At 69.2% G+C, this 12,877-nt stretch carries 12 protein-coding genes; all 12 read left to right on the top strand.

The window, feature by feature from the left end; all coding sequences use genetic code 11:
• The first annotated feature begins 6 nt into the window (after positions 1-6).
• The 12 genes from ABZT03_RS04800 to nuoL are packed head-to-tail and all read left to right on the top strand — an operon-like array spanning position 7 to position 12,875.
• Positions 7-366 carry an NADH-quinone oxidoreductase subunit A gene (locus ABZT03_RS04800; protein WP_007383963.1) on the top strand — a complete coding sequence of 120 codons (360 nt, stop codon included), beginning with the start codon at positions 7-9 and terminating at the stop codon, positions 364-366.
• Between the two features lie 13 nt (positions 367-379).
• A complete protein-coding gene (locus tag ABZT03_RS04795; protein WP_007383964.1) occupies positions 380-934 on the top strand; it encodes an NADH-quinone oxidoreductase subunit B in 555 nt (184 codons plus the stop codon).
• Positions 931-1,686 carry an NADH-quinone oxidoreductase subunit C gene (locus ABZT03_RS04790; protein WP_356033490.1) on the top strand — a complete coding sequence of 252 codons (756 nt, stop codon included), beginning with the start codon at positions 931-933 and terminating at the stop codon, positions 1,684-1,686. The genes ABZT03_RS04795 and ABZT03_RS04790 overlap by 4 nt, the downstream gene beginning before the upstream one ends.
• On the top strand, positions 1,683-3,005 hold the full coding sequence (locus ABZT03_RS04785; RefSeq protein WP_356033488.1) for an NADH-quinone oxidoreductase subunit D: 1,323 nt from the start codon (positions 1,683-1,685) through the stop codon (positions 3,003-3,005). The genes ABZT03_RS04790 and ABZT03_RS04785 overlap by 4 nt, the downstream gene beginning before the upstream one ends.
• Positions 3,002-3,874, top strand: coding sequence for an NADH-quinone oxidoreductase subunit NuoE (gene nuoE, locus ABZT03_RS04780; RefSeq protein WP_356033486.1), 873 nt, complete (start codon positions 3,002-3,004; stop codon positions 3,872-3,874). Before ABZT03_RS04785 ends, nuoE begins: the two co-directional genes overlap by 4 nt.
• Positions 3,871-5,220, top strand: coding sequence for an NADH-quinone oxidoreductase subunit NuoF (gene nuoF / locus ABZT03_RS04775; RefSeq protein WP_356033484.1), 1,350 nt, complete (start codon positions 3,871-3,873; stop codon positions 5,218-5,220). Before nuoE ends, nuoF begins: the two co-directional genes overlap by 4 nt.
• Positions 5,217-7,721: an NADH-quinone oxidoreductase subunit G gene (locus tag ABZT03_RS04770; protein WP_356033482.1), complete on the top strand. Its 2,505-nt coding sequence runs from the start codon at positions 5,217-5,219 to the stop codon at positions 7,719-7,721. Before nuoF ends, ABZT03_RS04770 begins: the two co-directional genes overlap by 4 nt.
• Complete coding sequence (nuoH, locus tag ABZT03_RS04765) at positions 7,718-9,094, top strand: NADH-quinone oxidoreductase subunit NuoH (protein WP_356033480.1); 1,377 nt, start codon at positions 7,718-7,720, stop codon at positions 9,092-9,094. The genes ABZT03_RS04770 and nuoH overlap by 4 nt, the downstream gene beginning before the upstream one ends.
• On the top strand, positions 9,087-9,737 hold the full coding sequence (nuoI, locus tag ABZT03_RS04760) for an NADH-quinone oxidoreductase subunit NuoI (RefSeq protein WP_356033478.1): 651 nt from the start codon (positions 9,087-9,089) through the stop codon (positions 9,735-9,737). The genes nuoH and nuoI overlap by 8 nt, the downstream gene beginning before the upstream one ends.
• Entirely contained in the window at positions 9,734-10,600 is an 867-nt protein-coding gene (locus tag ABZT03_RS04755) for an NADH-quinone oxidoreductase subunit J (RefSeq protein WP_356033476.1), read from the top strand. Before nuoI ends, ABZT03_RS04755 begins: the two co-directional genes overlap by 4 nt.
• Complete coding sequence (nuoK, locus tag ABZT03_RS04750) at positions 10,597-10,896, top strand: NADH-quinone oxidoreductase subunit NuoK (RefSeq protein ID WP_356033474.1); 300 nt, start codon at positions 10,597-10,599, stop codon at positions 10,894-10,896. Before ABZT03_RS04755 ends, nuoK begins: the two co-directional genes overlap by 4 nt.
• A gap of 14 nt (positions 10,897-10,910) precedes the next feature.
• Positions 10,911-12,875: an NADH-quinone oxidoreductase subunit L gene (gene nuoL, locus ABZT03_RS04745; protein ID WP_356033472.1), complete on the top strand. Its 1,965-nt coding sequence runs from the start codon at positions 10,911-10,913 to the stop codon at positions 12,873-12,875.
• Positions 12,876-12,877: the final 2 nt, after the last annotated feature.

The following is a 12,877-nucleotide window of genomic DNA, read 5'->3' as shown; positions in this document are numbered from 1 at the left end:
GGAGCGGTGAACGCGTATGCGCCCATCCTCGTACTGGGAGCCCTCGGGGCAGGCTTTGCGATCTTCTCCGTGGTCATGGCCACGCTGATCGGTCCGAAGCGCTACAACCGGGCCAAGCTCGAGGCCTACGAGTGCGGGATCGAGCCGACCCCCACGCCGGCCGGCGGCGGGCGCTTCCCCATCAAGTACTACCTGACGGCGATGCTCTTCATCGTCTTCGACATCGAGATCGTCTTCCTCTACCCCTGGGCCGTCACCTTCGACGCCCTGGGTGTTTTCGGGCTCGTGGAGATGCTGCTCTTCGTGCTCACCGTCTTCGTCGCGTACGCGTACGTATGGCGGCGCGGCGGCCTGGAATGGGACTGAGGGGCCTTAGGACATGGGACTCGAAGAAAAGCTGCCGAGCGGATTCCTGCTGACCACCGTCGAGCAGGCCGCGGGCTGGGTGCGCAAGGCGTCCGTCTTCCCCGCCACATTCGGCCTCGCCTGCTGTGCCATCGAGATGATGACCACCGGCGCCGGCCGTTACGACCTGGCGCGCTTCGGCATGGAGGTCTTCCGCGGTTCGCCGCGGCAGGCGGACCTCATGATCGTGGCCGGCCGGGTCAGCCAGAAGATGGCGCCGGTGCTGCGGCAGGTCTACGACCAGATGCCGAACCCCAAGTGGGTGATCTCCATGGGGGTCTGCGCCTCCTCGGGCGGCATGTTCAACAACTACGCGATCGTCCAGGGCGTCGACCACATCGTGCCGGTCGACATCTACCTGCCCGGCTGCCCGCCACGGCCCGAGATGCTGATGGACGCGATCCTCAAGCTCCACCAGAAGATCCAGTCCTCCAAGCTCGGCGTGAACGCCGAGGAAGCCGCCCGCGAGGCGGAGGAGGCGGCGCTCAAGGCCCTGCCGACGATCGAGATGAAGGGGCTGCTGCGGTGAGCGACGCGAACGGCACCAACGGAGCGTCGAACGGGGTGAACCCCGAAAAGGACCTCGGCGCCTCCAACCTCCCCGGCCAGCGCGGCGACGCCGGCGAGGAGATCCGCGTCCAGCGCGGCATGTTCGGCGCCAACAACGGCGGCGACACCTCCGGTTACGGCGGCCTGGTCCGCTCGGTCCGCCTCCCGGGACCGGCGAGCCGCCCCTACGGCGGCTGGTTCGACGAGGTCGCCGACGAACTGGAGGGCGCGCTGGAGGAGCAGGGCCTGCTGCCCGACAACGCGATCGAGAAGACGGTCGTCGACCGCGACGAGCTCACCTTCCACGTCGAGCGTGAGCACCTGGTCCGGGTCGCCCAGACCCTGCGAGACGACCCGGCGCTGCGCTTCGAGCTGTGCACCGGCGTCAGCGGGGTCCACTACCCGCAGGACAAGGGCCGCGAGCTGCACGCCGTCTACCACCTGCGGTCGATCACCCACAACCGGCTGATCCGGCTGGAGGTGAGCGCCCCCGACGCCGACCCGCGCATCCCGTCCCTGGTCCCGGTCTACCCGACCAACGACTGGCACGAGCGCGAGACCTACGACTTCTTCGGCATCGTCTTCGAAGGCCACCCGGCGCTGACGCGGATCATGATGCCGGACGACTGGCAGGGCCACGCGCAGCGCAAGGACTACCCCCTCGGCGGCATCCCCGTCGAGTACAAGGGCGCCCAGATCCCGGCTCCGGACCAGCGGAGGTCGTACTCGTGAGCACGCAGTCAGCATCCGCACGTGAGACCACCGAGGGCACCGTCTACACGGTCACCGGTGGCGACTGGGACGAGGTCGTCCAGTCCGCGGCCCGCGCCGACGACGAGCGCATCGTGGTCAACATGGGCCCCCAGCACCCCTCCACCCACGGTGTGCTCCGGCTGATCCTGGAGATCGAGGGCGAGACCGTCACCGAGGCCCGCTGCGGCATCGGCTACCTGCACACCGGCATCGAGAAGAACCTCGAGTACCGCACGTGGACGCAGGGCACCACGTTCGTGACGCGCATGGACTACCTGACGTCCTTCTTCAACGAGACCGCCTACTGTCTCGCCGTCGAGAAGCTCCTCGGCATCGAGGACCAGATCACCGACCGGGCCGAGATCATCCGGGTGCTCCTGATGGAGCTGAACCGGATGTCCTCCCACCTGGTGTGCATCGCCACCGGCGGCATGGAGCTGGGCGCCACCACGATCATGATCTACGGATTCCGTGATCGTGAAATGATTCTCGACATCTACGAGCTCATCACGGGCCTCCGGATGAACCACGCGTACATCCGCCCCGGCGGACTCGCGCAGGACCTGCCGCCCGGCGCGGTGGACCACATCCGCGAGTTCGTGAAGAAGATGAAGAAGAACCTCCCCGAGTACGACAAGCTCGCCACCGGGAACCCCATCTTCAAGGCCCGTATGCAGGACGTCGGCTACCTCGACCTGGCCGGCTGCATGGCCCTCGGCGCCACCGGCCCCATCCTGCGCTCCACCGGCCTGCCGCACGACCTGCGCAAGACACAGCCGTACTGCGGCTACGAGACGTACGACTTCGACGTCCCGACCACCGACTCCTGCGACTCCTACGGCCGCTTCCTGGTGCGCCTGGAGGAGATGCGCCAGTCGCTGAGGATCGTCGAGCAGTGCCTGGACCGGCTCCAGCCCGGGCCGGTCATGGTCGCCGACAAGAAGATCGCCTGGCCCGCCCAGCTCGCCCTGGGACCCGACGGACTCGGCAACTCCCTCGACCACATCAAGAAGATCATGGGCACCTCCATGGAGGCTCTGATCCACCACTTCAAGCTGGTGACCGAAGGCTTCCGCGTCCCGCCGGGACAGGCGTACGCGGCGGTCGAGTCACCCAAGGGCGAACTCGGGGTGCACGCCGTGTCCGACGGCGGCACCCGGCCCTACCGGGTCCACTTCCGCGACCCGTCCTTCACCAACCTGCAGGCCATGGCGGCGATGTGCGAGGGCGGCCAGGTCGCCGACGTCATCGTCGCCGTCGCGTCCATCGACCCCGTGATGGGAGGCGTCGACCGGTGACCACCAGTTCTTCGGAGCAGGGCGTCAGCCTGGGCATGCCCGAACTGCCCGCGCCCGCCTACCCCGGCGACGTCCGGGCCAGACTGGAGTCCGACGCGCGCGAGATCATCGCCCGCTACCCGGACTCCCGGTCGGCCCTGCTCCCGTTGCTGCATCTCGTGCAGTCGGAGGAGGGCCATGTCACGCGCACCGGGATGCGGTTCTGCGCGGACGTGCTGAACCTGACCACGGCCGAGGTCACCGCGGTCGCGACCTTCTACACCATGTACCGGCGCCGGCCGAGCGGCGACTACCAGGTCGGCGTGTGCACCAACACGCTGTGTGCGGTGATGGGCGGCGACGCGATCTTCGAGGAGCTCCAGGAGCACCTCGGCGTCGGCAACGGCGGGACCACCGAGGACGGCAAGGTCACCCTGGAGCACATCGAGTGCAACGCGGCCTGCGACTTCGCGCCGGTGGTGATGGTCAACTGGGAGTTCTTCGACAACCAGACCCCGGCCAGCGCCACGCGTCTGGTCGACGACCTGCGCGCGGGGCGGCCGGTCGAGCCCACGCGCGGCGCGCCGATCTGCACCTTCAAGGAGACCGCCCGCATCCTGGCGGGCTTCCCCGACGAGCGGGACGGCGCCGTCGAGGCGAGTGGCGGCGCGGGACCCGCCTCCCTGGTGGGCCTCCGCCTGGCCAGGGGAGAGGCCACGCCCCCGCGTGTGGTCCACCCGCGCGACGGCGGCCCGCACGACGAGGCGAAGAACCGGGCGGTGCACGAGCCGTCGCCCCAGGAGCACCTCAGTTCACACGACGCGCCACAGGACACGTCGGCCTCCGACCCGGCCCATCCGGCAGGGCCGACCGCCGAGGAGGGGGAGTGATGACCTTGGCAGCCGAGATCAAAGACACCAGCCCCGAGAAACTGCTCTCACCCGTGCTGTCGGCCTTCTGGGACGAGGACAGGTCCTGGACGCTGGACGTGTACCGACGGCACGAGGGCTACGAGGGACTCCGCAAGGCGCTCGCGATGTCGCCGGACGACCTCATCGCGTACGTCAAGGACTCCGGTCTGCGGGGGCGCGGTGGCGCGGGATTCCCCACCGGAATGAAATGGCAATTCATTCCCCAAGGGGATGGAAAACCGCACTATCTAGTTGTCAACGCCGACGAATCGGAGCCCGGGACCTGTAAGGACATCCCGCTCCTCTTCGCGAACCCGCACAGCCTCATCGAGGGCATTGTGATCGCCTGCTACGCGATCCGGTCCTCGCATGCGTTCATCTATCTGCGCGGTGAAGTCGTTCCCGTGCTGCGGCGGTTGCACGAGGCCGTGCGTGAGGCCTACGCGGCGGGCTACCTCGGCGAGAACATCCTGGGCAGCGGCATCGACCTCCAGCTCACCGTGCACGCCGGCGCGGGCGCGTACATCTGCGGTGAGGAGACCGCGCTGCTCGACTCGCTCGAAGGCCGCCGTGGTCAACCGCGGCTCCGTCCCCCTTTCCCAGCCGTCGCGGGCCTCTATGCATGCCCGACTGTTGTGAACAACGTCGAGTCGATCGCGTCAGTTCCCGCCATTCTGCAAAAAGGCAAGGAATGGTTCAGGTCGATGGGCAGCGAGAAGTCCCCGGGCTTCACGCTCTACTCGCTCAGCGGCCATGTCACCAGTCCCGGTCAGTACGAGGCTCCGCTCGGCATCACGCTCCGCCAGCTCCTCGAGATGAGCGGCGGGATGCGGGCCGGGCATCGCCTGAAGTTCTGGACGCCGGGCGGCTCCTCGACACCGATGTTCACCGACGAGCATCTCGACGTCCCTCTTGACTACGAAGGAGTGGGGGCCGCGGGTTCCATGCTCGGCACGAAAGCACTCCAGTGCTTCGACGAGACGACCTGTGTCGTGCGTGCCGTCACCCGCTGGACCGAGTTCTACGCCCACGAGTCCTGCGGCAAGTGCACCCCGTGCCGCGAAGGCACCTACTGGCTGGTGCAGTTGCTGCGCGACATCGAGGCCGGCAAGGGCGCCATGTCCGACCTCGACAAGCTGAACGACATCGCCGACAACATCAACGGCAAGTCCTTCTGCGCCCTCGGCGACGGCGCCGCCTCGCCGATCTTCTCCTCGCTGAAGTACTTCCGTGAGGAGTACGAGCAGCACATCACGGGCCGCGGCTGCCCCTTCGACCCGGCCCGCTCGACGGCCTGGGCCGACCGCACGGAGGTGAACGCATGACTGTGACCACCAGCGCTCCCTCGGGCGGGGGAGAGGCGGCGGTCCCGCCGGAGGATCTCGTCTCGCTGACGATCGACGGCGCCGAGATCAGCGTGCCCAAGGGCACCCTGGTCATCCGGGCCGCCGAGCAGCTCGGCATCGAGATCCCCCGCTTCTGCGACCATCCCCTGCTCGACCCGGCCGGCGCCTGCCGGCAGTGCATCGTCGACGTCGAGGGCCAGCGCAAGCCCATGGCGTCCTGCACCATCACCTGCACCGACGGAATGGTGGTGAAGACCCACCTCACCTCGCCGGCCGCCGAGAAGGCCCAGCAGGGTGTGATGGAGCTGCTCCTCATCAACCACCCGCTGGACTGCCCGGTGTGCGACAAGGGCGGTGAGTGCCCGCTGCAGAACCAGGCGATGTCCCACGGCAACGCCGAGTCCCGCTTCGAGGGCAGGAAGCGCACGTACGAGAAGCCCGTTCCCATCTCCACGCAGGTGCTGCTCGACCGCGAGCGGTGCGTGCTGTGCGCCCGCTGCACCCGCTTCTCCAACCAGATCGCCGGCGACCCGATGATCGAGCTGGTCGAGCGGGGCGCGCTGCAGCAGGTCGGCACCGGAGAGGGCGACCCCTTCGAGTCGTACTTCTCCGGGAACACCATCCAGATCTGCCCGGTCGGCGCGCTCACCTCGGCGGCGTACCGCTTCCGTTCCCGTCCCTTCGACCTGATCTCCTCGCCGTCCGTGTGCGAGCACTGCGCCGGCGGCTGCGCCACGCGCACCGACCACCGGCGCGGCAAGGTCATGCGGCGGCTGGCCGCCAACGACCCCGAGGTCAACGAGGAGTGGGTCTGCGACAAGGGGCGATTCGCGTTCCGGTACGCGCAGCAGCGCGACCGGCTCGAGACACCGCTGGTGCGCGACGCGGAGGGTGAACTCGTACCGGCCTCCTGGCCGGAGGCGCTGCAGATCGCGGCGCAGGGCCTGCTCGCCTCACGCGGCAGGACCGGCGTCCTCACCGGCGGCCGGCTGACTGTGGAGGACGCCTACGCGTACAGCAAGTTCGCGCGCGTGGCCCTCGACACCAACGACATCGACTTCCGCGCGCGCGTGCACAGCAGCGAGGAGGCCGACTTCCTGGCCGCCCAGGTCGCCGGCCGCGGCCGCGATCTCGACGGTACGGGCGTCACGTACGGCTCCCTGGAGAAGGCCCCGGCCGTCCTCCTGGTCGGCTTCGAGGCCGAGGAGGAGGCGCCCGGCGTCTTCCTGCGGCTGCGCAAGGCATGGCGGGGGCACGGACAGCGGGTGTTCGCCCTCGGCACGCACGCGACCCGCGGCCTCACGAAGGCGGGCGGCACACTGCTGCCGGCGGCTCCCGGCACCGAGACCGAGTGGCTGGACGCGCTCGCCAGCGGCGTCGGCCTGGAGGAGGGCGGCGGACAGGCGGCCGAGGCGCTGCGCGCCGAGGGCGCGGTGATCGTCGTCGGTGAGCGGCTGGCCGCGGTGTCCGGGGGCCTCACCGCCGCCGTCCGCGCCGCGGCCGCGACCGGTGCCCGGCTGGTGTGGATTCCGCGCCGGGCGGGGGAGCGCGGCGCCGTGGAGGCGGGCGCGCTGCCGTCGCTGCTGCCGGGCGGCCGTCCGGCCATCGACCCGCGCGCGCGGGAGGAGGTCGCCGGTGTGTGGGGCGTCGCCGAACTCCCGCACCGCTACGGTCGCGACACCGGCCAGATCGTCGAGGCCGCCGCCCGGGGCGAGCTCCAGGCCCTGGTGGTGGCGGGCGTCGAGATCGCCGACCTGCCCGACCCGGCACGCGCGCGTGAAGCCCTTCACGAGGTGGGTTTCCTGGTGTCGCTCGAACTGCGGCCCAGCGAGGTCACCGAGCACGCGGACGTCGTCCTCCCGGTCGCCGCCGTCGCCGAGAAGGCCGGCACGTTCCTCAACTGGGAAGGCCGGGTCCGTCTCTTCGAGGCGGCGCTCAAGCCGGACCAGATGACCCGCCGCCTGGCGCCCGCCGACACGCGCGTGCTGCAGATGCTGGCCGACGCCATGGACGTACACCTGGGTCTGCCGGATCTGCGGACCGTGCGCGCGGAGCTGGACCGGCTGGGTGCCTGGGACGGCCCGCAGACCCCCGCACCGCTGGAGAGCGCGGGCGTCCTGCCGCGGCCCGCCGCCGGTGAGGCCGTGCTCGCGGGGCACCGCCTGCTGCTCGACCAGGGCGTCCTCCAGGAGGGCGACGAGGCGCTCGCCGGCACCCGGCACGCCGCCCACGCGCGCGTGTCGGCCGCCACGGCCGCCGAGGCGGGTGTCAAGGACGGCGATCTCCTCGCCGTGACCGGCTCCCATGGGGCGGTCGAACTCCCGCTGCGGATCACGGACATGCCGGACCGGGTGGTCTGGCTGCCGCTGAACTCGACCGGTGGGGGCGTCGCCTCCGACACCGGGGCGCGGCCCGGCTCACTCGTCCGTATCGGCCCGGCGACGCTCGCCGACGAGGCCCCCAAGGAGGTGGAGGCATGAGCCCGTATCTCGCCGCTGAAGACCTCTCGATGTTCGGCCGGGACCCCTGGTGGCTGGTCGTCGTCAAGGCGGTGTTCTGCTTCGCCTTCCTGATGCTGACCGTGCTGTTCTCCATCGTGTGGGAGCGCAAGGTCGTCGCCTGGATGCAGCTGCGCATCGGCCCCAACCGGCACGGCCCCTGGGGCATGCTCCAGTCGCTCGCCGACGGCATGAAGCTGATGCTCAAGGAAGACATCATCGTCAAGCGCGCGGACAAGGTGGTCTACGTCCTCGCACCGATCGTCGCGGCCATCCCGGCCTTCATGGCGATCGCGGTGATCCCCTTCGGCCCGGCCGGCAACGAGGTCTCGATCTTCGGCCACCGCACCACGATGCAGCTGACCGACCTGCCGATCGCGATGCTGTACGTCCTCGCGGTCGCCTCGGTCGGCATCTACGGCATCGTCCTCGCCGGCTGGAGTTCCGGATCGACCTATCCGCTGCTCGGCGGACTGCGGTCCTGCGCACAGATGATCTCCTACGAGATCGCCATGGGCGCCGCCTTCGCCTCGGTGTTCCTCTACTCGGGGTCGATGTCGACCTCGACGATCGTCGAGCAGCAGCACGACCGCTGGTACATCGTCCTGCTGCCGGTCTCCTTCCTGATCTACATCGTGACGATGGTCGGCGAGACCAACCGCGCCCCCTTCGACATGCCGGAGTCCGAGGGCGACCTGGTCGGCGGCTTCAACACCGAGTACTCGTCGATCAAGTTCGCGATGTTCATGCTCGCCGAGTACGTGAACATGGTGACGGTCTCCGCCGTGTCGACCACGCTGTTCCTGGGCGGCTGGCGGGCCCCGTGGCCGATCAGCACCTTCTGGGAGGGCGCGAACCACGGCTGGTGGCCGATGCTCTGGTTCGTCATCAAGGTGCAGCTGCTGCTGTTCTTCTTCATCTGGCTGCGCGGCACGCTCCCACGGGTGCGCTACGACCAGCTGATGAAGCTCGGCTGGAAGGTCCTCATCCCGGTCTCCGTGGTCTGGCTGATGCTCGTCGCGACCGTGCGGACCATGAAGAACGAGAACTACGACTTCGCCGACATCGCCCTCTACGTGGGCGGCGGTGTCCTCGTCCTGCTGCTGCTGTCCTTCGTCGCCGACATGTTCCGCGAGAAGGCGAAGACGGCCGAGCGGCCCGAGCAGGAGCCGGCCGGCTTCGACGCGACGGCGGGCGGATTCCCCGTACCGCCGCTGCCGGGCCAGGAGCTGCCACCGGTACCCCGGCGGCAACCGCGCCGCGAGCGCGAGTTGATTGTCAGTGGTGGGTCGGACACTACGAGTGACGAATCGATCGGCGGAACTCGTGAGGGAAAGGAGGCGTCCGATGGCTGAGGAGCCCAAGGAGGCCGGGCAGACGAAGCCCGGCTTCCAGAACCCGGTGGCCGGCTTCGGCGTGACCTTCAAGGCCATGTTCAAGAAGCGGCTGACCGAGCAGTACCCGGAGCAGCAGAAGACCACCGCTCCGCGGTTCCACGGAAGGCACCAGCTCAACCGCCATCCGGACGGCCTGGAGAAGTGCGTCGGCTGCGAGCTGTGCGCCTGGGCCTGCCCCGCCGACGCGATCTACGTCGAGGGCGCCGACAACACCGACGAGGAGCGCTACTCGCCGGGCGAGCGGTACGGCCGCGTCTACCAGATCAACTACGCGCGCTGCATCCTGTGCGGCCTGTGCATCGAGGCGTGCCCGACGCGCGCGCTGACGATGACCAACGAGTTCGAACTCGCCGACAGCAGCCGCGCCAACCTCATCTACACCAAGGAGCAACTGCTCGCCGGCCTCGACGAGGGGATGGTCGACAGCCCCCACTCGATCTTCCCGGGGACGGACGAACAGGACTACTACCGGGGCCTGGTGACGGAGGCCGCTCCCGGCACCGTTCGCCAGGTCGCCGTGTCGAACGGCGAGGTCCCGCAGGAGGCCGCCTCGACCTTCGGCGAGGACGAACCGGCGTCAGGGAAGGTGGTCGGGCGATGACCGCGCAACTCGCCGCACAGTCCGTCACACAGCTCGCCGCCTACAGCACGTCCACCGGTGAGGCCTTCCAGTTCTGGGTCCTCGGCACGGTCGCGGTGATCGGCGCCCTGTGCACCGTCTTCATGAGGAAGGCCGTGCACAGCGCGCTCTGCCTGGCCGGCACCATGATCGTCCTGGCGGTGTTCTACCTCGCCAACGGTGCCTACTTCCTGGGCATCGTGCAGGTCGTCGTCTACACCGGCGCGATCATGATGCTGTTCCTGTTCGTGGTCATGCTCGTCGGTGTCACCGCGGCGGACTCGCTGAAGGAGACCATCAAGGGGCAGCGCTGGCTGGCCCTGGTGTGCGGACTCGGCTTCGGCGTCCTGCTGTTCGCGGGCATCGGCAACGCCTCGCTGAAGGAGTTCAACGGCCTCGGCCAGGCCAACGCCAACGGCAACGTGGAGGGCCTCGCCGCCCTCATCTTCACCAAGTACGTCTTCGCGTTCGAGATCACCGGCGCACTGCTGATCACGGCCGCCGTGGGCGCCATGGTGCTCACGCACCGCGAGCGCACCGAGCGGGCCAAGACCCAGCGGGAACTGGCCGAGGAGCGCGTCCGCGAGGGCAAGCACCTGCCGCCCCTGCCGGCTCCCGGTGTGTACGCCAGGCACAACGCGGTGGACGTCGCGGGTCTGCTGCCCGACGGCACACCGTCCGAGCTCTCCGTCAGCAGGACGCTGCGCGAGCGCGGTCAGATCCGTGACGTGTCCCCCGAGGCGCTGAGCGATCTGCGCGCGCTGGAGCAGCGCGCCGAGGAACGCCTGGAGCGCACCGGGGACACACCCGCGAACCGCAAGCGGGCCGAGGAGGCGTCGAAGTGAACCCGGTCAACTACCTGTATCTCGCGGCCCTGTTGTTCACGATCGGCGCGACCGGCGTGCTGATCAGGCGCAACGCCATCGTCGTGTTCATGTGCATCGAGCTCATGCTCAACGCCTGCAACCTGGCGTTCGTCACCTTCTCCCGGATGCACGGCAACCTCGACGGCCAGGTCATCGCGTTCTTCACGATGGTCGTCGCCGCCGCGGAGGTCGTGGTCGGGCTCGCGATCATCGTGTCCCTGTTCCGTACCCGCCACTCGGCCTCGGTCGACGACGCCAGCCTGATGAAGCTCTGAGGGGTCGCTGAATCGTGGAGAACCTGATTGCGCTGCTGGTGGCGGCGCCTTTGCTCGGAGCGGTCGTACTGCTGTGCGGCGGCCGGCGTCTCGACGCCGTCGGCCACTGGATCGGCACGGCCCTGGCGGCCGTCTCCTTCGTGCTCGGCGTCGTCCTCTTCGCCGACCTGCTCGGCCGGAGCGCCGAGAACCGGACCCTGCTGCAGCACCTGTACACCTGGGTGCCGGTCGAGAGCTTCCAGGCCGACGTCGCCTTCCGCGTCGACCAGCTGTCGATGACGTTCGTGCTGCTGATCACCGGCGTCGGCTCGCTGATCCATCTGTACTCCATCGGGTACATGGCGCACGACGAGCGGCGCCGCCGCTTCTTCGGCTACCTGAACCTGTTCCTGGCGGCGATGCTGCTGCTGGTCCTCGCCGACAACTACCTCCTGCTGTACGTCGGCTGGGAGGGCGTCGGCCTCGCCTCCTACCTGCTGATCGGCTTTTGGCAGCACAAGCCCAGCGCGGCCACCGCGGCCAAGAAGGCCTTCCTGGTCAACCGCGTCGGCGACGTGGGCCTGTCCATCGCGATCATGCTGATGTTCACCACCTTCGGCACCTTCGCCTTCGGCCCACTGCTCGGCACCTACCAGGAGGGCGGAATCGCGGGCGACGCGAGCCAGGGCAAGCTCACCGCGATCGCGCTGATGCTGCTGCTCGCCGCCTGCGGCAAGTCCGCCCAGGTGCCGCTGCAGTCCTGGCTCGGCGACGCGATGGAGGGCCCGACCCCGGTCTCGGCCCTCATCCACGCCGCGACCATGGTGACCGCGGGCGTCTACCTGATCGTCCGCTCCGCCGCCCTCTTCAACGGCGCGCCCGACGCACAGCTCGTCGTCACCGTCGTCGGCGCCGTCACGCTCCTGTTCGGTGCGATCGTCGGTTGCGCGAAGGACGACATCAAGAAGGCGCTGGCCGGCTCGACGATGTCGCAGATCGGCTACATGGTGCTCGCCGCCGGACTCGGCCCGATCGGCTACGTCTTCGCGATCATGCACCTGGTGACGCACGGCTTCTTCAAGGCCGGGCTGTTCCTCGGCGCGGGCTCGGTCATGCACGGCATGAACGACGAGGTCGACATGCGCAAGTACGGCGGCCTCCGCAAGTACATGCCCATCACCTTCGTCACCTTCGGCCTCGGCTACCTGGCCATCATCGGCTTCCCGGGCCTGTCCGGCTTCTTCTCCAAGGACAAGATCATCGAGGCGGCGTTCGCCAAGGGCGGCACCGAGGGCTGGATCCTCGGCGGCGCGGCCCTGCTGGGCGCGGCCATCACGGCGTACTACATGACGCGCGTGATGCTGATGACGTTCTTCGGCGAGGAGCGCTGGAGGAACCGCGCGACGCGTTCCCCGCAGGAGCCGAGCGCGGAGCCCGCGGCGGCGCACGACGGCGAACACGCCGAGCCGCACCCGCACGAGTCGCCCGCCTCCATGACGATCCCCATGATCGTGCTGGCCTTCGGATCGGTCTTCGCGGGCGGCCTGTTCAGCATCGGCGACCGCTTCCTGCACTGGCTGGAGCCCGTCACCGGGCACAGCGAGGGGAACTCGCCGGTCAGCGCGACGACGGTCACCCTGGCCACCATGGTGGTCCTGGTCGTCGGCGTCGCCATCGCCTACGCCCAGTACGGGCGCCGTCCGGTGCCGGCCGTCGCCCCGCGCGGGTCGCTGCTCACCCGGGCCGCCCGGCGCGACCTGCTGCAGGACGACTTCAACCACGTCGTCCTGGTCCGCGGCGGCGAGCACCTCACACGCTCCCTGGTGTACGTCGACCACACCCTGGTCGACGGAGTCGTCAACGGCACGGCGGCCTCGGTCGGCGGGCTCTCAGGGCGGCTGCGGCGCCTGCAGAACGGCTACGCGCGGTCGTACGCGGTCTCGATGTTCGGCGGTGCGGCACTCCTCGTCGCCGCGACCCTGCTGATGAGGGCGGTCTGATA

It is taken from the genome of Streptomyces sp. NPDC005574, assembly GCF_040605435.1.
In the GTDB taxonomy this organism is placed as follows: Bacteria; Actinomycetota; Actinomycetes; order Streptomycetales; family Streptomycetaceae; genus Streptomyces.
This window is presented reverse-complemented; position numbering and strand designations above follow the sequence as displayed.